Source organism: Hydrotalea sp. GW822-HT8A01, assembly GCF_058798575.1.
Genome location: NZ_CM179506.1, coordinates 3,716,294 through 3,735,984 on the forward strand (window position 1 = coordinate 3,716,294; position 19,691 = coordinate 3,735,984).

The following is a 19,691-nucleotide window of genomic DNA, read 5'->3' on the forward strand; positions in this document are numbered from 1 at the left end:
GATTTTTAATTAATTATAACTAGAATTTATTATGCAACATCAATCATTACACATTGGTTTATTTGGCTTTGGGGTAGTAGGAGAAGGTTTATACAAAGTATTGCAGCAAACCCCCTCATTAAAGGCCGAGTTAACAAAAGTGTGTATTAAACACCTGCAGAAAAAAAGAAATGCGCCCGACCAGTTATTTACAACCGATAAAAACAGTTTATTATTTGATGAACACATCAACGTAATTGTAGAAGTAACCGATGATGCTGAAGCCGCATTTGAAATTGTTGCTACTGCATTGCGCAATGGAAAGGCAGTGGTAAGTGCCAATAAAAAAATGCTGGCAGAACATTTACCTGAGCTGCTGCAGATACAATTGGAAACCGGTTGCTCCTTATTGTATGAGAGTGCTGCCTGTGCATCGATACCTGTAATCAGAAATCTAGAGGAATACTACGATAATGATTTGTTGCATGCCATTAAAGCTATAGTCAACGGATCTACCAATTTTATTTTAACCAAAATGTTTGAAGATCAACTGAGTTTTTCGGAAGCACTTTTACTGGCGCAACAATCGGGTTTTGCAGAAAGCAATCCTGTGTTGGATGTGGAAGGATATGATGCGGTAAACAAATGGTCGCTTTTATTAAATCATGCTTACGGAATTGTAGAGCATCCTAAAAATATTCTGTTTACAGGCATTCAAAGCATACAAACTGCAGATGCACAGGTAGCCCAGGAAAAAAAATATGAAATAAAATTAGTAGCACAAGCCAAGAAATTAAAAGATGGTAACGTATCCGCATTTGTGTTACCTCAATTTACAAAAACAGACGAACCTCTTTCATTTGTTAAAAATGAATACAATGGTGTAGTCATTGAAAGCGGCTTTGCCGACAAACAGTTTTTTTATGGAAAAGGAGCAGGCAGCTTCCCAACAGCATCGGCTGTTTTGAGCGATATTGCCGCTCTGCGCTACCAGTACAAATATGAATATAAGAAACTATACCACCACCAGCCGCATACCCTTACGCATGATTTTTACCTGAAAGTATACCTTAGTTTTACCGATTGGCACTTTATTCAAAAAGATGATTTTGAGTGGATAGAAGAATGGCATGCCGGCGAAGAAAGAAAATATTTGATTGGCGTTATTCATGCCAGTCATTTATATGGCCAAACATGGTGGAAGGAAAATGAAACCTCTTTGATTGTAATGCCCGAACCCATTATTGAAAATGTAGAAATTGTAAAATTGAAAAAAAGAAGTTTAGAACTGGCAGGTGTAAACTTATAGATAAAATCAAACATTATTCTACACTTAAAAGAGGGGAAAGTTTTAAGTACTTTCCCCTCTTAATTTACTTATTATTCTAAAATTTGTTTTACCAAATTTTGTGATGACTCTTTCACAAACCGGGTAATTATTTCACGGGTAATTAATCTTTGTGCAGTAATTTTTACATCTCCCTGTTGAACATAAGGCTCACTGCAATCATCACCCAAACAACTCACCAAATAATCGCAGGGTGCATTATTACAGGGTGAATAGTTATAGGTAAAAGAACCAATATAATCGTTATCTTTTACCCTGATTAACTTAAACTCAAGTTTTAACCCATATAAATAAATGGTATGGGCACAGTTGTGTATGTTGGTATTGATAACACCATGCCGGCCTTTGGTATGGTAACTGAATGCATTAAAGGCATAAGGCACATACTGAATATTGCTTAATTCCAGTATCAAATCCGTTTCTGTTAATTCCTTTATTTTAGAATAATCACTCACACTTTTGTCGCCCAGCACTTTATCAAACAATGCCCTGTCGCGAACCGTAAAGCCCCCTTTTAGCAACTCCTTTTCAATAGTATTATATACATTTAAATCATACAAATTGTTATTCGGATCAAAGATTCCGGAAGAGCTAATGTTATTGGCATTTGTATTTTTATCCTGTTCCAGAATCTGCTGGTTGGCATGTGGAACCCTTAATACAATACTCGGACTAACACTATTTTTAATAAAGCCCACTTTGGCGGCATTTTTTACTACTTCATCCCTATCAGCTTTGTAACTAAAAATACCGTCAAAAACAACCGGGGAAGGTGCTTTCGGAGGGGTGCTGGCTATAGCCATACACAAAAATAGAGCAATGACCAGCATTGGTGCAATAAGCGAGGTAAACCTTTTCATGTTATTGTTTTTTTAGCAAGGTTGAAAAAAGCAGAAAGGCCAAAATAATGAGCAGGTAAGTCAGTATATCCAACCAATCAAACGTACCGCCAATAATGCCAAAGTATTGTAATATTTCCGTTAAAAATGGTACTACTAATATAGTTATTATTCCGGCTTTCTTCAAATAATTTAATTCTTTTAATAGCAAGGTTAGGAGGCATAGGGCAAGACACCACAACCCGTCTGCAAAGTAACCAAGCAAAAAATTCCTGATAAAAGTGGAATGAATCACAAAAACAGGATGAATGGAAAGATGCAACACATGAAACAGAAAAATATTGGGCTGCAGTAAAAAATAATTCAGAAAACCTGTAAACAAACAGATGGCGATGCAGATAATTAATACTTTATGATGGGTTGAAAAATGAAAATGAAACATTTTTTCGCTTTAATTTTTAATTCTTTCATCGAAATATGTGAAAAAAAGTACTAAAAAAACTTTTAAATTAATCTTACTGAATTTACTCTAAATACAATTTTAAATTTTAAAAATCAACACCTAAGCCATCTAATTTATAATAAAATCAGGCTCTATGCCACTATTTATTTGCATTTCCATCTAAATTTCCAAATTATTCGTATTTATCACCTGACCGGTTTGGCTGAGGAAACAGCAATATAAAAATTATTTCTGGCATAAAAATTGTCTTTGGAATAAATATTCATTCAATTCTATTTTCAAACTTTAAAAATTACAATTATGAAAACAATGATTCAATCAACCATTTTCATGACTGCCCTGTTTTTTTGTATCAGAACAGATGCACAAATTATTAATGTAGGAGGAACTATAAGAAGCACTACTGCTGCAACTGTTAATGCCGAAAGAGTAACAACTGCTGCTTCAAGAGCCGTTATCAATACTTCTAATGCAGTCAATACAGAAAGTAAAGCTGCAACAAAAGAATCAAAAAGTGCAGCCAGACGTACTTCAAAACAACTGAAAGCAGAATCAAGCAATAATGTTTCAGGAAGTACAAATTCAAATAGCTATTTGAATACTGAACATCAAGGCAGCAATACCAATATGAATGCTTCAATAGAAAGTAACACCGGGGTATCAGGGAATAGCGAATTACACAAAAATATGGCAGGCAGTGCAAATACAATCAAAAGCGATGCTACAAAAGAAGCTACCAATATTAAGGGCATTATAGAGTCTTCAGCACATGCCAATGCAAGTGCTCAAACAAATGCAAATGAAAATGCTGCCTTTAAGAGTGGTTCTGATAAAGGTTCTCTACAAAATAATTTAAATGCAGACAATTCTGCTCATGTTAATGCAGATCTTAATACTAAACCAGCAAAAAAGTATGTGAAATCTAAAGAAAACGAGGCTAATCAGACTATTCAAAAGGTAGGAGATAAATCTTCCCAAGAAAAGAAAGAAGCAAAAATTAAAGTTGCTGCTAAAGCCAACTCAGAAACTTCCATCCATAATTAAATTAATTTCAAAGAAAAGAGGCTACTTAAAAAAATGAATAGCCTCTTTTCCTTAATATAATGCGCATACAAATTTTTAGGTTTTCAACGGTTTTCAGGCAATCTGTTCTATAAAAGTGTTTTATTTTATTAATTTTAATAAATATTTATATGATTAATAAAATTGCAATAACAATGTTGGGTACTTTCAGCTTTATTTTATCAATTGTGCAACTTTATGCACAGAATGATACCACACGTTCTAATGAATTCTCTTTCGGAATAAATGGTGTTTCCAGATTCCAATATTTTGGAAGAACAGATAGTTTACAGAGCAGCGGTATGGTACCTTATATAGGTTATCAACTCAAATGTGGCTTATATGCACAGGGAAGCTTTATATTTTTAGAAAATTCTACCACCAGTTTAAACTATACAGGAGCATTGGGAGAAATTGGTTATAGATTCCAATCTACCAAAAATTTTAGTGGCAATATTTTTTTTACTAAATTATTCTACAATGAAAATAGCACTTTAGTACAATCGGCTTTACAATACCAGAGTGGATTAAACGCGGCTTATACAAACAAGATAATTAATTTTAATTTCGGTGCAGATTTAAAATTTAGTAACAAAACTGATATTGGAATTTCTCCAGGTTTAGACCATATATTTATTCTAAAAATAAGAAATAAAATTCCAATGGCACTTGCAATTGATCCAACAGCCTATGCATATTTTGGTACTCAAAATTTTTCAAGAACTTATCTTGAAAAAAGTTCAATATTATTTATCCCCATTTCTCAACAAACTGTTACAGATAATAGTGTAAAATTTAATTTACTTTCATATGAATTTTCAGTGCCGATTGTTTTTGTAGCAGGAAAATTTAATATTAATATTACTCCCTCCTATACCATACCCATGAATCTTATTCCGGGGGAATATGGTAAAAATTTGTTTTACATTACCTTTGGATTGGGTGTTAGAATTTAATAAGCGTTCGGCAGGCTGTAAATTATGTTTTAAACTACACAAATACGGAACCACTATGAGATGTTCTTAAAATCAATAAAATTTAAAACCAATAGATTTTTTATCGTAATAAAGTAGTGCTTCCTTCCCTGTAAATTCTTTGGCCTTTTTCATTAGAAGCTTCGGCTACCCAAACATAGGTATCAAGAGGCTGTAAAGTACCATTTACGGTGCCATCCCATCCATTGCCTTCATCGGCTGTTTGAAACAATAGCCTGCCTTTACGATCGTATACTCTAAAGAAATTCAAACGGTTGTAGCCAATTAAATTCACCAACAATCTATCATTTTGCCCATCGCCATTGGGTGAAAATACATTGGCCACATAAATGCCGGCATTGGCTGTGGCATTTACTGCTACTGTATCAGTAACAGTACAACCGGATGCGGCAGTTACCATAACGGTATATTGCTGACGGCCGGCAGTTACATTCAATAACGGATTAGCAGTATTGGCATTTACAAAAGCTGTAGCAGGTTGCCATTGGTACTGAACCCCTACTCTGCCGGTCTGTAAACGGATGGCAGTTTGTTCTGTTTCTATAACAGGCAATAGCTTTCCTGCATCCGGGCGTTCAATTTGAATGGTTTTAATAGCTTCAGTTGTTAATGCTATACAAACCTGAGAAGTAATTTTTAGTTGCACTTTCACTTCACCGGCTACGTTATAAGTAAATGCAGGACTGGCTTCATAACTGATATTCCCCCTATTATCTGTCCACTCAAAGTTTACAGGACCACTATTACTTACCTCTGATAAGTTTTGAAAATGTACCGGTAAATTGGTACAATAAGTTGTAAAGTTAAAAGCAGCTTTAGGTTTTGCAATGCCGGCAATGGTTACCTGCACAATAGCAGGATTACTACAACCATTAGAATCGGTTAATTGTACACCATAATTACCGGCAGTATTTACCTGTAGTATGTTTGATTTTTCTTGCAAAGGTTGTTGATTTTTAAACCATTGATAGGATTCAGCTTGTGGTGCCATTAATTGTAGCTGACTACCTTCACACAGCAAAGTTCCCTTAGGAGATATTACTTTGTTTACCGGAATATCATGCACCTGTATTTTAGCTGTGGTAGTACCGGTACAACCACTACTGTCTTTTACTGTATAGAAGACTTGAAGTATACCCGGATAATTGGCTACTAATGTACCATCAGTATTTATATTAGCAAGCAAATTATTGCTAACAGCGTCTGAAAAGGTTGGATTATTTATGCCCCAAACGCCATTAGATGGAGTGCCTTTCAACGCAATTTTTTCACCTTTACAGATACTACTTTTCGCATCAATAGTAACTTTTCCTTTCATGCCTATTACTTCTAATACAATGGGCACTTGCATGAATAATCCATCTTTATTGCTGATGGTTAATTGCAACTGTACCATCCCTACATATGCAGGAATAGCGGTAAAATGAAGCAGTTTGTTACTATTTTTTTCAATTATTTGAATAGCATTATCGGGTAAAAAAGTTTGATTTGAAGAAGTTACGCTGCAAACAATATCTGCTAATTCATTTGCATCTCCGGTAATGGGAATGGGAATATCAGAGATAGCATCCCCCAAACAAATTTTTTGTGAAAGGATGGGTTGTACCCTGATAGCGGCATGGCTCTCGGCATATTCTAAAGCCTCATCGAATACCATTATAATTAAAGAACCATCCATTAATCCGTTGTGTTCTATTGTAACATTGGTAAAAGGTTCTGATGCATGCACTTGTATACGTGCACCCGCATTTATTCCTTTACAAATTAATTGATTACCGGCAATCGTCCATTTATCAGCACAACCGGAAAGTATGCTAATTTGAACGTTCCCTCTGTTTACTGAAAAAGTAAAGGTTTCAGTAGTATCAGCAGCATTGATATTGTACACCATATCATTTACCCCTTGTGAAAATGTATTGGTAAAAGAAGCAGGCCCATAAGCACCCAGCCATATACTGCCCGGTTTGATTGCCACACCACAACTGCTCCAGGCAGCACCATAATCAACAAAAGAACCGGAACCAAAAGATGTAACTGTAATGTTGTTATAGGTAAAAGGAAAATCAGCAAACCCTTTTTCAAACTGAAAAGACTGTGCGCCTGCACTAAAAAAAACCACCATTCCCATGAAGCTCATCATATACTTCAACAGGAATGGTAGTCTTTGAAAAATTATATGGTTTTTCACGGTTTTCATGGAAATCAGACAGGGAACATCGTTCACTCTAATGAAAGTAGTTATGCATATTCAAAGACATTGTAACAAAGGGAAGTAAAGAAAAGTCGTATCTTTTGATAATATTGTGTAGTAATAATAATAGTGGAATGCAGTAAAAATTTTGGCTTCTATTATTTATTATTTCAAATTAGTTAATGGATTTTATTTGAAAGAAATTGAATTCAATCAAAAAAATGGCGTATCCATGCTTTTTTTCAAAAGAATAATAAAAGCAATACAGGTTTTGTAGTAATATTCAAATTTGGCTTCATTGAATTAACCTCACCTTGACAATCTATTACAGGCAGTAGCATCAAAGATGCTATGTTACATATGATTAGCAATCATACACAGGAGCACAAAAAAATAAAACTTAATTTATATACTATATTTTTATTTATTATTCGGAGATGAATAAAAATGACAGAAATAATAAAATTACAATCTGATCACTTTCATTAGTACCAACAAAATGCCGGTAAATACATGATGCATACCGGCATTTGTTTTGGTTTCAAGCGGTTTATAATTATGTTATACTCCCCTGTAATTTGTTTAGTTGCATATATTTGTTATTAGCAGCATTGTTTAATACTGTATAATCTTCTTAACGGGCCTTGGTTGGTGTTTGGCAGAAAAGAACTGCCAGGCAAAACTCAACTCCATACTCTGTACACTGTTGGATGCTGTTTTTACGCCTGAAGTAACCACGTCATACGTTAAACCCGCTATCCATCTTTCTGATTCTAATCCAATGTATGGATACACTGCATCGCCAAACCGATCCCATAATCCCACATTAAAACTCCTTAATGTTTTGTCCTTCACGCTAATTTTATAAACAGCTCCTAAGGAATGAATGCTGTTCTGACCCTGCATCTCCGATATTTCACTAAACAACAACTGGTTGTGGTTCGCTAAATTAAAATACACGCTTCCCTGTATACTATACCTTGCTTCAACAGTATAGGTTGAGTTTAAATACACGCCATCTTTGGGTTTGGATGCATGAAATACTGCTGCACCTACATTAAAACCCCACTTCGTATCTGTATAATTGTAGTTTAAACCGGCATTCACTTCTAAGTAATGGTTGCTTTGTATGGTTACCGGATCGTTAGAAGGAACACTTCTTTGAAAACCCATGCTACCAAACTGCGACTGAAACTCAAACTTACTGGGGTCAACCAATCGGCCTGCATAATTGGCGGTTAAACCGGCACCTAAATGATGATGGCCTGCTCCATCCAATGTTATATTATAAGCTGCACCCAAACTTAGATAAGTATCTTTCAATAAACCGTTATTCGACTCATCACTGAATACCATCATGCCAATACCTAACTGATTATCGCCGGTGCTATTCGTGGCTACCCGTTTTTCAATGGAAGCAGTATAGGTATTATAAGGTGCTACGGTTCCTCCCCACCATTGGCGCCGTAATGTGCTGGTTAAACGCCAATCTTCCACATCTTTTCCCATTAGGGATGGATTAATAGTCATGGGTGAAGTAAAGTATTGCGAAAAATGCGGATCTTGTGCATTGGCACTGTTAACGGCTCCAGCTAATATTAGTATAATCCACATTATGAAATTGTAAATACATCTATTAGGCATATTGCAGGATTAAGATATTGAATTAAGATGGCGAATTAATAACCTCATTTAATTCATGATTTAATTATTTTATATTAAATAAAATTCAATCACTAAAACTTTATTTAAATTTTCTCTGACAATTCATTTGTATTGTCAAAATAGTATTCAAATTTTTAATTAATTAAAAATAGTTAATAATAAAGCAAATAACACTAATAAGCGAACTCGGATTTATTCCATTTTATCAATTGCAGGTAAAAAATAACTAAACAAAATTAGTAATACATTAATGGAAAGATTTTAAAAGGAATTTAGTCTGATTTAAAAGAAAAACAAAATAAATTTAATATAAATATATAAATTATTGATAAATAATAATTTAAAGTTAAATTGAAGAATTTGTAGTAGTATTCTTACAATTGTTTTTAAATTAATACTATAAAATTTTAAACAGTATTGAAACTGAAATGTAACAAATTTATCAATCAAATATTTTTATTTGCAAATATAAAAAGGTTCTTTATCACCAATCCACCTTTAAATAGTCAACTAATTAGGAAATTAAATAAGTATTCTACTAACGTTTATCTCAATCTGTCTACACTTTTCACCAATTGTTCATCCTTATACATGCCACGCATGGCCAATATTAACCAAGCAGGCATAGCGATATAAACCAGTACCGAAATTTCATAAGCGCCTTGCACAAATTGTTTGGTTTGAAGGTAGAGCAGAAATAGCTGTAAAAGTGATACCAGAAACAATAGTAGCGTTAACCACAATTGTTGCTTACGGTTTTTGTATAGAAAAATAAATACCAAGGCTATTATTCCAATTGCTACCGTAATAATATTCAACAATATGGTTGTATTGCCGGTAACTGATTGATAACTGCCGGCCTGGTCAGCAATTTTATTTCCACTGTAAAATGGCAGTTTTAAAGTGGCAAAAGCACAAACAGCGGTTAACAGTAACCAAAAAGATTGAATACGTTGTATCATAAAACAGTAATTGATTCATTCAGAAATGATTATATAAACTCCTTTAACCCAATTCAGGATATAATGGGAACTGCAGCATCCAATCATTCACCTGTTTTTTCACCTTTTCAACAGTGGATGTATCATCAGCATTCATTAATACCGTATCGATGGCATTTACCACAAATTGCATGTGCTCTTCCTTGCACCCTCTGGTTGTAATAGCAGGCACGCCAAAACGAATACCGGAAGTTACAAAAGCACTTTTATCATCATAGGGTACCATATTTTTATTGGCTGTAATATCAGCCCGGCCCAGTACCTGTTCTGCTTTTTTTCCGCTGATATTTTTATTACGCAAGTCAATGAGCATTAGATGATTATCGGTTCCGCCACTTATAATCTTGTATTCTTTGTCCACAAAAGCCTTTGCCATGGCTTGTGCATTCAATTGTACTTGTTTGGCATATTGTGTAAATTCGTCTGAAAGTATTTCACCAAAAGCCACTGCTTTGGCTGCAATAACATGTTCCAACGGACCGCCTTGTGTGCCTGGAAATACCGCCATATCAATTAAATGGCTCATCATTCTAATATTTCCTTTCATATCTTTTAATCCAAACGGATTCTCAAAATCTTTTCCCATCATAATCACACCACCTCTCGGACCTCTTAAAGTTTTGTGGGTTGTTGATGTTACAAAATGGCAATGCTCAAATGGGTTTCCTAACAAACCTTTGGCAATTAATCCTGCCGGATGTGCAATATCTGCCATTACAAAAGCACCTACTTCATCGGCCACTTTTCTAATACGGGCATAATCAATATCTCTGCTATAGGCACTGGCACCACAAATAATGAGTTTAGGTTTAACGCTGCGGGCTTTTTCTTCCAGCATGGCATAATCTAATAAGCCTTCTTCTTTGGTAACTCCATAAAAATGAGGTTGGTATAACTTACCGCTAAAATTCACGGCCGCACCATGGGTTAAGTGGCCGCCCATACTTAAATCCAATCCTAAAATAGCATCGCCAGGTTGCAAAACAGCCAGCATTAATGCAGCATTGGCCTGTGCGCCGCTATGTGGTTGTACGTTTGCATACTCAATATTAAATATTTGCTTTAAACGGTCAATAGCCAATTGTTCAGTTTGGTCAACTATTTCACAACCACCATAATACCTTCTGCCTGGGTATCCTTCGGCATATTTATTTGTCATTACCCCACCCATGGCCTGCATTACCTGTAAACTGGTAAAATTTTCTGAAGCAATTAATTCAATGCCTCTGCGCTGTCTTTCTAATTCCTGCTGTATAAGGTTAAAAACCAAGGTATCTCTTTGCATAAATTGGCGTATTTAAAATAAGGGGTAAAATGATGAAACAAATAATATTTCCTGCAAAAATAGTTCTTCATATTTAGCTTGCCATAACTTGTTTATAACACTGTAAAAAAAGATGATTTGCTGATAAAAAAAAGTTTTCCCTATTTTCACACCCCAAAATATTGGTTGGAAAGGTTTGTAAAGATGCAACTACCCTGTAATTCAGCATCCCGCATTCCAAACAAATTTTTACGAAACCAATTCGAATGCATAGTTTTAATGAGCAGAATCGTTTAATCAACGAAACAAAACCGACTCTTTAGTAATGAAAGCAATCATACCTGTTGCTGGTGCTGGTACTAAATTAAGGCCCCACACCTATACACAACCCAAAGCATTAATACCCATTGCAGGTAAAACCATATTAAGTTTTATTGTTGACCAATTACATGAAGCCGGCATCAATGAATTTATTTTTATAGTAGGTTATTTAGGGGAAAAAATTCAAGAATATGTTGCCCAAACCTACCCTCATTTAATCACACACTTTGTTTACCAGAATGAAAGACAGGGAACCGGACATGCCATTGAATTAACTAAAAATATTGTAGGTGATGATGAAGTGTTTGTAACCCTGGGAGATACAATTTGCGAATTTGATGTAAAAGAAGTTTTAAACAGCCCTTATAGCATGTTGGGTGTAAAAAAAGTAGATGATCCCAGACATTTTGGTGTAGCAGCAATTGATGAAAATGGATTTATTGAGCAAGTGGTAGAAAAACCTGCTATCCCTAAAAGCAATATGGCATTGGTGGGTCTTTATAAAATTAAAGAAACCAATTTTTTGTATGAATGTCTGCATCACATTTTTACACAAAACATCCGAACCTTAGGTGAATATAATTTAACTGATGCATTGGAATGTATGATTGCAAGGGGTGCAAAATTTCAATCTTTTAAAGTAAAAAATTGGTTCGATTGTGGTAAAAAAGAAACACTTTTAGAAAGTAATGCCACATTATTAAAAAAATTTGGCGGCAAAACTGATGATACAGCTAAATTAGAAAATACCATTATTATTCCACCGGTTAGTATTGGTGCAGGTTGTACCTTAAAAAATGCCATTGTAGGCCCGCATGTAGCGATTGGTGCCAATACCCATATTCAATTTTCTATTTTGCGTGATAGCATTATTGGCTCTTATACACATTTATTTGAAGTAGTACTCGATAATTCGCTGATTGGAAGCGATGCTTCAGTAAAAGGTTTAAGCCGAAGTTTAAATATTGGCGATAATACTGAAATTGATTTCGGATAACGACAATATGATAATTAATATTTATCCGATATTTTATATAATGAATTAATGTATGCTATGTTTTCGAACAGGATTACAAAGCTTTTCTCCATTGAGTATCCCATCATTCAGGCAGGTATGGTATGGGCCAGTGGGTGGAAATTAGCAGCTGCCGTAAGCAATGCAGGTGGATTAGGAATTATTGGCGCAGGCAGCATGTATCCTGAAGTTTTAAAAGAACATATACAACAATGCAAAAAAGCAACCGGAAAACCTTTTGCAGTGAATTTGCCTTTAATGTATCCGGATATTGACCAGCATATTGCTACCATTATTGAAGCGCAGGTACCCATTGTTTTTACCAGTGCAGGAAATCCAAAAACCTTTACCCCACTTTTAAAAAGTAAAGGCATTACCGTTGTTCATGTGGTAAGCAGCAGTTTGTTTGCACAAAAAGCAGTAGCTGCAGGTGTTGATGCGGTAGTTGCAGAAGGTTTTGAAGCAGGTGGGCACAATGGAAGAGAAGAAACAACCACCTTTGTTTTAATCCCTTTGGTTCGTAGAGCAATCAACATTCCGGTAATTGCTGCAGGAGGCATTGCTACTGGAAGACAAATGCTTGCTGCCATGGTATTGGGCGCCGATGGAGTACAGATTGGAAGTAGGTTTGTATGCACACCTGAAGCCTCCTCACACATCAACTTCAAGCAAAAAATAATAGCAGCAAAAGAGGGTGATACTGTTTTAAGCCTGAAAAAACACGTACCTGTCCGACTATTAAAAAACCCGTTCTACCAACAAATTCATGAAGCAGAAATGAATGGAGCCGATGCTGCCACATTACAGCAACTACTAGGTAAAGGACGTGCTAAAAAAGGTATGTTTGAAGGCGATATGGAAGAAGGTGAATTAGAAATTGGCCAGGTAAGTGCTTTAATTGACGATATAAAACCAGCCGCTGATATTGTCCATGAAATATGGAACGAATTTAATGTTGCATTACAACAGCCACTGGTATTTTCCGATAATATTATATAAAAAACAGGCAGCCCAAAAGCTGCCTGATTCATCATTACAAAATATTTTTAATTCTTGATAAATGCCCATTTCCACATCTCTTTCCATGTAGGTTTTTTACCATACATTAAAATACCCACTCTGTAAATTTTTGCAGCCAGCCAGGTAGTGGCCAAAAAGCCTCCAATCAATAATGCCATGCTCATCAATAATTGCCAAAGTGGAACACCATCAGGCACACCATGTGCAATACGGGCCATCATAACTATGGGCGATGTAAGTGGAAACATGCTGCCAAATACCGCCAATGAACTGTTGGGCTCATTCACTGCTTTTGTCATAATAACCATTGCAAAAATAATGGGCATTGTAATCGGCAATAACAAACTTTGTGCATCCTGCGGATCTTCATTCACGGCACTACCCACAGCCGCAAATAATGAAGCATACAGTAAATAACCACCAAGAAAATAAAATATGAATGTGCCAATAATGAAAGGAAAATTAATGGTACTTAATCCGGCCATTACTTCCTGTAACCCGCCACTATTTTTCATGGAAGCAGCAGCCTGCATAGCACCCGGTTGCATAGGTAGCTCACTTGTCTGTTGACCAATCTGCGGAAAAATAAAAGGAAGTAACATGGTTAATCCGAGAATTAACACAATCCAAATAATAAATTGAACCAGACCTACGGCACCAATACCGGTTATTTTTCCCATCATTAATTTAAATGGTTTAACACTGCTTACAATTACCTCTGCAATGCGATTCATTTTTTCTTCCATTACACCACGCATAACCATTGTTCCATAAATAAACAGAATAATATATATTAAGAACCCACTAAAATAGCCTACTCCATAACTAACGCCGGCTTTGGCATCAGAGTCTTTTTTCCCTTCCAGACTTGTAAACTGTAAAGTATTTGCATTTTGTATGCTATCAATTTGTCTTTTATTCAGGTTCAATGCTATTAACCTTTTTTCTTCCAATAAATCAGAAAATTTTTTTTGAATTTTATCACGTGTCAGCAATCCAATTGATTTATCTGATTTTAATGAGAGGGTATCAAACCCCATAATATTATAATGCTCAGGTACAACAATATAGCCGGTAATCTTTTTTTGTTGTATTTGTTTATCCAAATCGTTTACCGATGCATCTTTCAAGATACTGAACTGCACATCACCACTTTGTTTGGTCGAAATATCATCCATAATATGTGCACGGTCTACAATTGCAATTTGAATATTATCGCTGGTTTTTACAGAGAAATAGATTATCAATGCATAAAAACCAAAAATAAACAACGGCAATAGAATTGTGGTTAATAAAAAAGTTTTCTTTTGCACCCGGCTTAAAAATTCGCGGCGGGCTATTAAAAAAGTTTTATTCATACTGTTAATTTAAATCGTTTTAAATGGAATAGATGAGATGATGCATAAACTTTTGAAAATACGGTTGAATCATTTTGTTGTAATGAATCAATAAAAATTAATTATTGTACTGTTTCAAAACTTCTTGCAGCACTATGTGTTGATTCAACCAACTGAATAAATATATCATTCAGTGATGGTAATATTTCATTGAAAGCAACCACATTTACATTTTGTGCAATAAAAAACTGCAATACATCATTGCTCCTAAACCCGGAATGAATAATCAGGGTAAAATCATTGCCTTTCTGATGCACAACTTCAAAAGAAGGATGTATAAGACTTGCAGGAGCAGTGTCAAAAGCAATATTAAAGGTATGCTGTTTAAACTGTTGTTTAATATCCTGTACTTTACCATCCAGAATTTTCTTACCCAGATTAACTAAAACAATATGATTACAAATTTCCTCTACCTGCTCCATACGATGCGTACTGAAAATAACGGTACTGCCTTGTTGTGCCAGCCGGTAAATTTCATCTTTTATCAAATTAGCATTCACCGGATCTAAGCCACTAAAAGGTTCATCTAATATAATTAATTTAGGTTCGTGTAAAACAGTGGTAACAAATTGTAGTTTTTGGCTCATCCCCTTACTCAGGTCTTCCACCTTTTTATTCCACCAGCTTTCCATTTCTAACTTCTTAAACCAAAAACGAATTTTGGAAAGTGCTTCTGCCCTGCTTAATCCTTTTAATTGTGCCAAGTATAAAGCCTGCTCTCCTATTTTCATTTTTTTATACAAACCCCGTTCCTCCGGCATATACCCAATTTTAACCGTATCATCTAAGGGGCTAAATGGTTTGCCATCAAATGTTATATCACCTTCATCCGGATAAATGATGCCCGTTATCATACGCAGCAAAGTGGTTTTACCGGCACCATTGGGGCCCAGCAAGCCAAATATGCTGCCAGCCTCAATTTCAAAACTAATATCATCTACCGCTTTTTGGATAGCATAATATTTTTTTAAATGGTGTAATTGTAAAATAGCATTCATAACATTGTAATAATTAATGTTGGGTTTATGATTGATTGGAATAAACAACCATTAGCAATTTTAATATATTTTATTGAAATAACGTATTAAATATTTTAAGTGTTATGAATAATTGAGCAATCGGTATACAATACCTTTTATACATACCGTTGTGCAATAGCAGCCGCAACCAACTCACCATCAATGGCGGCGCTAACAATACCTCCGGCGTATCCGGCACCTTCCCCACAAGGATATAGATATTGAATTTGCGGATGTTGCAATGTGTGGGAATTTCGGGGAATACGTACCGGTGAAGATGTACGACTTTCAGTAGCTACCACCACTGCTTCATTGGTTAAGTAACCTTTCATTTTTTTACCGAAATTTTTAAACCCTTGTTGTAATGATTGATGAATAAAATCAGGAAGAACGCCTTTTAAATCTACAGATTGCAGGCCGGGTATGTAACTACAATCGGGTAAAGAGGATGACATTTTATTATTTGTAAAATCAATTAATCGTTGAGCAGGTGCAACAAAATGACCACCACCTGCTGTAAAAGCCAATTGCTCAGCCCATTGCTGAAAATACAACAGTGCCAATGGGTGCTGTTCAGGTGGAATTACTTTAGAAGGAATAGATAATGCAACCTGTTGTTCCCGATACCAATTTTCATGTTGCAGCAACCAATGCGCTGCATCTTTTAAACCAACCTGTACTACCATACCGCTATTGGCAAATGGATTATTGCGCTTAGAAGGGCTCCACCCATTCACCACCAATTCGTTGGGTGATGTTGCTGCAGGTGCAATAATGCCGCCGGGACACATACAAAAACTAAATACCCCTCTTCCATTTACCTGTTCTACCAAACTATAAGCGGCAGGCGGCAAATGAAGATCTCGGTTACTTTCAGCCACATGCCCATTTGAAATGGGGCAATGGTATTGAATGGCGTCTATTAATGCCTGGGGGTGTTCTACTCGAACCCCCAATGCAAACGGTTTAGCTTCTATCCCTATTTTTTTTTGGAAAAACAAATGAAAAATATCTCTGGCCGAATGGCCTGTTGCCAGAATTACCGCATCTGCTTTCCAAACTGCATTGTTTGCTGTGAGAACGCCTTTTATTTGATTGTGCTCTATCAAAAAATCAACCACACGCTGTTCAAAATAGCAAGCGCCTCCGGCATCAATAATTTGCTGCCGCATCGCAGTAATAATATGTGGCAATTTATTGGTACCAATGTGCGGATGGGCCTGGTATAAAATTTTTTCATCTGCCCCAAATTGTACAAACAATTGTAAAATTCTGTTTACATCACCCCGCTTCGTACTTCGGGTATATAATTTACCATCGCTGTAAGTACCGGCTCCCCCTTCACCAAAACAATAATTACTATCTGTATTTACAATACCTTCTTTATTGAGCCTGGCTAAATCTCTTCTTCTTTCTCTAACTGCTTTTCCCCGTTCCAGGATAATGGGTTGAATGCCTTTTTCAATTAATGAAAGCGCTGCAAATAAACCTGCAGGGCCAGCGCCAATAATAATCACTTTTTTTGTGGCATGATGTACAGAAGGAAATTGAATAATATGGCGTGGCCTTTCGATAAAAGGTTCATCCACATATACCCGAATGGTTTTATTCATCCATACCTGTTGTCTGCTTCGGGCATCAATTGATTCTTTTTCAACAAAAAAACCACTCAGGCGTTCAGGTGCAATGCCCAGTTCTTTTGCCAGATAATTTTCTACAAATAAGGCATCGGCTGCCTGTGCAGGTGTTAAACGAAGCGAAATACTTTTTTGCATGTTGATAGGTTTTTACCCTATAAAACCATGTACATTTTTTAGAACGGCAAATCATCTGCTATCATATCAGCAGCCGGTGCATCGGGAATATAATCGCCGGTTGCAGTATTACCTTCAGATAGTTTGGCCGATTCCATTCTCCAGGCATCTAAATTGGTAATATAATTTTCCTTACCATCTTTTACCCATTTGGTGCCTTTAATATTAAACAGCACTTTTACAGTTTCGCCAAGGGTAAATCTATCGGGCATTGAAGTTTTATCCTGTACACATTGAAATTTTACATAATTTGTAATGATGCGTCCACCAATATCTTCCGACTTTTCAATTACAAACTCACGTGTTTTAAAAGTTTCAGTGCGTTGCACAATATCAAAGCGGGCCACTAATTTTCCTGTAATCTCGTAACTCATAAAAAATAATTTATTGCGGCAAAAGTAGCTTTTTACAAATGCAATACCTTATCTAAAATTTATTCTTTTCGCAAAATAAATTTTGTACCTTACTTTTTCCAATACTACTGTTCTATGATGCGCTCTATTTTAAGTATTCTATTTTTTTATTTATTATACACACAAAGCCTTACTGCACAGGCCATACAAGTCAATTATCAATATCATGCCATATATTCTACTAATGAAAAGGATACAGTTGTGCAGCAATGGTTACAACCCTATGCCGATAGTGTACACAATTACCTGAATCAGGTTATAGGCTTTTCATTAGAAAAAGTTTATAAAAAAAGTGGCGGAGGGCTATTGGGAAATTTTATTACGGAAGCCATGTTACAGCAGGCAACCTTACAAACCGGAACGAAGATTGATGCCGCATTTATGCATCCTGCCGGTATTAAAGGTTTTCTTCCGCAAGGCAATATAACCATTGGCACATTATATGCTATGTTTCCCTACACCAATCGTTTAGTTGTGCAACAAATAAGAGGAGATGTTTTACAATTATTTTTCGACAGGATGGCAACCGATGGCGGTTGGCCTGCCGCCGGCGTTCAATACGCTATTGATATTCATGGTAAGGCAAAAAAAATTATGATACAACAACAACCTATTGTACCCGGCGCAGTATATTGCATTGTGGTAACTGATTATATGGCTAATGGTGGAAGTAATTGTGGTATGTTGCGAACACTACCCTCCATCGCATTACATACTAACCTGATAGAAACCTGCAAAAATTATATTCTATCATTTACTAAAAATAATGTGCCAATAGCCATCAACAAAAATGAGCCTATTTTCAATATCTATGAATAGAAGAACCTTCATACAAAATACTTTCAAGGCCGGACTTTTCACCGGCATTTCCATATTACCGGCCAGTAGCTTATTGGCAAAAAAAATGGTTAACGAAACCTATTTAACCCTGCTGCATACCAACGATACACATAGCCAAATATTTCCATTTGAAAGTAACAGCGGCCACTACGCAGGTATGGGTGGTATTGAAAGCAGGAAACGAATGATTGAGCAAATAAGAAGTAAAGGACAACCGACTTTATTATTAGATGCAGGCGATTTTTGCGGTGACAGACCCATTTATGATGCTTTTAAAGGAAAAGCAGAATTAGAAGCCATGCGTTTATTGGGTTATGATGCTTTTACCTTAGGTGAAAAAGATTTTTCAGGAGGTATTGACAATCTTGCTACACAAATACAGGCCACGGGCATGAAACCTACCATTTGCAATTATGATTTTACCTATACTGCGCTTCAAAATTATTATCAGCCTTACACCATTATTCATAGAGAAAACCTGAAAATAGGAGTGCTGGGTGTATTACTGCCATTGCATGACAAAATTTCTATTTCAGGGATAGAAAATTTAGTTTACCTTGATGCGGTGGAACAAGCCAATAAAACAGCCAACATTTTACAACAGCAGCAATGTGATATCATCATCTGTTTATCACATTTAGGTGATCGGTATGCTGATGGCCGAATCAGCGATGAAGTACTGGCAAAAAATAATGATTGTATTGATGTAATTATTGGCGGACATACACATAAATTTTTTAATCAACCACGTGTATATCAAAACAAAAGCAGTGGCCATACACTTGTAAATCAGGCAGGATGGGGCGGTATACAAATGGGGCAATTAGATTATGTATTCACCAATACAACCCATAAAAAGTTAATTCGAACGCGAAACATTTTCCTAAAGGAAAAAAAGAATGAATAAAAAATTTTTTTTTCAACATAAAGTCTACATATTCGCAGTCCGTCTATACTTTTTTTGTGCAGTTTGATGCTGAGGTACTATATCGGGCATTCGAAAAAAAATATTTCTTAAACTTATTGATAAATTGTTGCAAATAGT

The 19,691-nt window shown here is 35.8% G+C and carries 17 protein-coding genes; 7 read left to right on the forward strand and 10 right to left on the reverse strand.

All coding sequences use genetic code 11. From position 1 onward, the window contains the following. Positions 1–31 precede the first annotated feature (31 nt). On the forward strand, positions 32–1,288 hold the full coding sequence (locus AC3QLY_RS16440; protein ID WP_081298641.1) for a homoserine dehydrogenase: 1,257 nt from the start codon (positions 32–34) through the stop codon (positions 1,286–1,288). A 71-nt stretch (positions 1,289–1,359) separates the two neighbouring features. On the opposite strand, the gene AC3QLY_RS16445 is transcribed toward AC3QLY_RS16440, so the two are convergent. Together AC3QLY_RS16445 and AC3QLY_RS16450 are read right to left on the reverse strand one after the other, a co-directional pair. After that, positions 1,360–2,187, reverse strand: a complete 828-nt coding sequence (locus tag AC3QLY_RS16445) for a hypothetical protein (protein ID WP_074419147.1) — start codon at positions 2,185–2,187, stop codon at positions 1,360–1,362. 1 nt (position 2,188) lies between these two features. Continuing rightward, complete coding sequence (locus AC3QLY_RS16450; protein WP_074419146.1) at positions 2,189–2,608, reverse strand: hypothetical protein; 420 nt, start codon at positions 2,606–2,608, stop codon at positions 2,189–2,191. 321 nt (positions 2,609–2,929) lie between these two features. Here AC3QLY_RS16450 and AC3QLY_RS16455 point away from each other — a divergent pair, with 321 nt between their 5' ends. Together AC3QLY_RS16455 and AC3QLY_RS16460 are read left to right on the forward strand one after the other, a co-directional pair. After that, complete coding sequence (locus tag AC3QLY_RS16455) at positions 2,930–3,673, forward strand: hypothetical protein (RefSeq protein WP_074419145.1); 744 nt, start codon at positions 2,930–2,932, stop codon at positions 3,671–3,673. 149 nt (positions 3,674–3,822) lie between these two features. Beyond that, positions 3,823–4,647, forward strand: coding sequence for a hypothetical protein (locus AC3QLY_RS16460; protein ID WP_081298640.1), 825 nt, complete (start codon positions 3,823–3,825; stop codon positions 4,645–4,647). A gap of 100 nt (positions 4,648–4,747) precedes the next feature. Here the strand turns inward: AC3QLY_RS16460 and AC3QLY_RS16465 are convergent, their stop codons facing one another. The 4 genes from AC3QLY_RS16465 to glyA all read right to left on the reverse strand — a co-directional run bounded on the left by AC3QLY_RS16465 (position 4,748) and on the right by glyA (position 10,828). Then, positions 4,748–6,826, reverse strand: coding sequence for a T9SS type B sorting domain-containing protein (locus AC3QLY_RS16465; protein WP_179853192.1), 2,079 nt, complete (start codon positions 6,824–6,826; stop codon positions 4,748–4,750). A gap of 666 nt (positions 6,827–7,492) precedes the next feature. Continuing rightward, positions 7,493–8,491: a PorP/SprF family type IX secretion system membrane protein gene (locus tag AC3QLY_RS16470; RefSeq protein WP_179853191.1), complete on the reverse strand. Its 999-nt coding sequence runs from the start codon at positions 8,489–8,491 to the stop codon at positions 7,493–7,495. A gap of 596 nt (positions 8,492–9,087) precedes the next feature. Continuing rightward, positions 9,088–9,504: a DUF4293 family protein gene (locus tag AC3QLY_RS16475; RefSeq protein ID WP_068242746.1), complete on the reverse strand. Its 417-nt coding sequence runs from the start codon at positions 9,502–9,504 to the stop codon at positions 9,088–9,090. A gap of 43 nt (positions 9,505–9,547) precedes the next feature. Beyond that, a complete protein-coding gene (glyA, locus tag AC3QLY_RS16480) occupies positions 9,548–10,828 on the reverse strand; it encodes a serine hydroxymethyltransferase (protein WP_007743935.1) in 1,281 nt (426 codons plus the stop codon). Positions 10,829–11,132: 304 nt separating this feature from the next. Here glyA and AC3QLY_RS16485 point away from each other — a divergent pair, with 304 nt between their 5' ends. Together AC3QLY_RS16485 and AC3QLY_RS16490 are read left to right on the forward strand one after the other, a co-directional pair. Further along, on the forward strand, positions 11,133–12,125 hold the full coding sequence (locus AC3QLY_RS16485) for a sugar phosphate nucleotidyltransferase (protein ID WP_074419141.1): 993 nt from the start codon (positions 11,133–11,135) through the stop codon (positions 12,123–12,125). 57 nt (positions 12,126–12,182) lie between these two features. Then, on the forward strand, positions 12,183–13,142 hold the full coding sequence (locus AC3QLY_RS16490; protein WP_074419140.1) for an NAD(P)H-dependent flavin oxidoreductase: 960 nt from the start codon (positions 12,183–12,185) through the stop codon (positions 13,140–13,142). A gap of 47 nt (positions 13,143–13,189) precedes the next feature. On the opposite strand, the gene AC3QLY_RS16495 is transcribed toward AC3QLY_RS16490, so the two are convergent. From AC3QLY_RS16495 to AC3QLY_RS16510, 4 genes are all read right to left on the reverse strand, one after another. Next, the gene (locus AC3QLY_RS16495; protein WP_074419139.1) at positions 13,190–14,521 is read right to left on the reverse strand and encodes an ABC transporter permease; all 1,332 of its coding nucleotides are present in this window, start codon (positions 14,519–14,521) and stop codon (positions 13,190–13,192) included. 101 nt (positions 14,522–14,622) lie between these two features. Beyond that, the gene (locus AC3QLY_RS16500; RefSeq protein ID WP_074419156.1) at positions 14,623–15,558 is read right to left on the reverse strand and encodes an ABC transporter ATP-binding protein; all 936 of its coding nucleotides are present in this window, start codon (positions 15,556–15,558) and stop codon (positions 14,623–14,625) included. Between the two features lie 137 nt (positions 15,559–15,695). Continuing rightward, positions 15,696–17,354 (reverse strand): NAD(P)/FAD-dependent oxidoreductase, encoded by a 1,659-nt coding sequence (locus AC3QLY_RS16505; RefSeq protein ID WP_074419138.1) that lies wholly within the window; start codon positions 17,352–17,354, stop codon positions 15,696–15,698. Positions 17,355–17,392: 38 nt separating this feature from the next. Then, positions 17,393–17,767 (reverse strand): DUF3127 domain-containing protein, encoded by a 375-nt coding sequence (locus AC3QLY_RS16510; protein WP_074419137.1) that lies wholly within the window; start codon positions 17,765–17,767, stop codon positions 17,393–17,395. Positions 17,768–17,881: 114 nt separating this feature from the next. Here AC3QLY_RS16510 and AC3QLY_RS16515 point away from each other — a divergent pair, with 114 nt between their 5' ends. Together AC3QLY_RS16515 and AC3QLY_RS16520 are read left to right on the forward strand one after the other, a co-directional pair. Beyond that, on the forward strand, positions 17,882–18,625 hold the full coding sequence (locus tag AC3QLY_RS16515) for a 5'-nucleotidase C-terminal domain-containing protein (protein WP_074419136.1): 744 nt from the start codon (positions 17,882–17,884) through the stop codon (positions 18,623–18,625). Continuing rightward, the gene (locus AC3QLY_RS16520; RefSeq protein WP_179852364.1) at positions 18,618–19,553 is read left to right on the forward strand and encodes a bifunctional metallophosphatase/5'-nucleotidase; all 936 of its coding nucleotides are present in this window, start codon (positions 18,618–18,620) and stop codon (positions 19,551–19,553) included. Before AC3QLY_RS16515 ends, AC3QLY_RS16520 begins: the two co-directional genes overlap by 8 nt. Positions 19,554–19,691 lie beyond the last annotated feature (138 nt).

Bases quoted from the DNA above. Each gene is read 5' to 3' on its own strand.
- AC3QLY_RS16520 (WP_179852364.1), top strand. From the start codon at position 18,618: ATGAATAGAAGAACCTTCATACAAAATACTTTCAAGGCCGGACTTTTC.
- AC3QLY_RS16490 (WP_074419140.1), top strand. From the start codon at position 12,183: ATGTTTTCGAACAGGATTACAAAGCTTTTCTCCATTGAGTATCCCATC.
- AC3QLY_RS16445 (WP_074419147.1), bottom strand. From the start codon at position 2,187: ATGAAAAGGTTTACCTCGCTTATTGCACCAATGCTGGTCATTGCTCTA.
- AC3QLY_RS16465 (WP_179853192.1), bottom strand. From the start codon at position 6,826: ATGATGAGCTTCATGGGAATGGTGGTTTTTTTTAGTGCAGGCGCACAG.
- AC3QLY_RS16475 (WP_068242746.1), bottom strand. From the start codon at position 9,504: ATGATACAACGTATTCAATCTTTTTGGTTACTGTTAACCGCTGTTTGT.
- AC3QLY_RS16510 (WP_074419137.1), bottom strand. From the start codon at position 17,767: ATGAGTTACGAGATTACAGGAAAATTAGTGGCCCGCTTTGATATTGTG.
- AC3QLY_RS16470 (WP_179853191.1), bottom strand. From the start codon at position 8,491: ATGTGGATTATACTAATATTAGCTGGAGCCGTTAACAGTGCCAATGCA.
- AC3QLY_RS16455 (WP_074419145.1), top strand. From the start codon at position 2,930: ATGAAAACAATGATTCAATCAACCATTTTCATGACTGCCCTGTTTTTT.
- AC3QLY_RS16450 (WP_074419146.1), bottom strand. From the start codon at position 2,608: ATGTTTCATTTTCATTTTTCAACCCATCATAAAGTATTAATTATCTGC.
- AC3QLY_RS16495 (WP_074419139.1), bottom strand. From the start codon at position 14,521: ATGAATAAAACTTTTTTAATAGCCCGCCGCGAATTTTTAAGCCGGGTG.
- AC3QLY_RS16515 (WP_074419136.1), top strand. From the start codon at position 17,882: ATGATGCGCTCTATTTTAAGTATTCTATTTTTTTATTTATTATACACA.
- AC3QLY_RS16505 (WP_074419138.1), bottom strand. From the start codon at position 17,354: ATGCAAAAAAGTATTTCGCTTCGTTTAACACCTGCACAGGCAGCCGAT.
- AC3QLY_RS16460 (WP_081298640.1), top strand. From the start codon at position 3,823: ATGATTAATAAAATTGCAATAACAATGTTGGGTACTTTCAGCTTTATT.
- AC3QLY_RS16440 (WP_081298641.1), top strand. From the start codon at position 32: ATGCAACATCAATCATTACACATTGGTTTATTTGGCTTTGGGGTAGTA.
- AC3QLY_RS16500 (WP_074419156.1), bottom strand. From the start codon at position 15,558: ATGAATGCTATTTTACAATTACACCATTTAAAAAAATATTATGCTATC.
- glyA (WP_007743935.1), bottom strand. From the start codon at position 10,828: ATGCAAAGAGATACCTTGGTTTTTAACCTTATACAGCAGGAATTAGAA.
- AC3QLY_RS16485 (WP_074419141.1), top strand. From the start codon at position 11,133: ATGAAAGCAATCATACCTGTTGCTGGTGCTGGTACTAAATTAAGGCCC.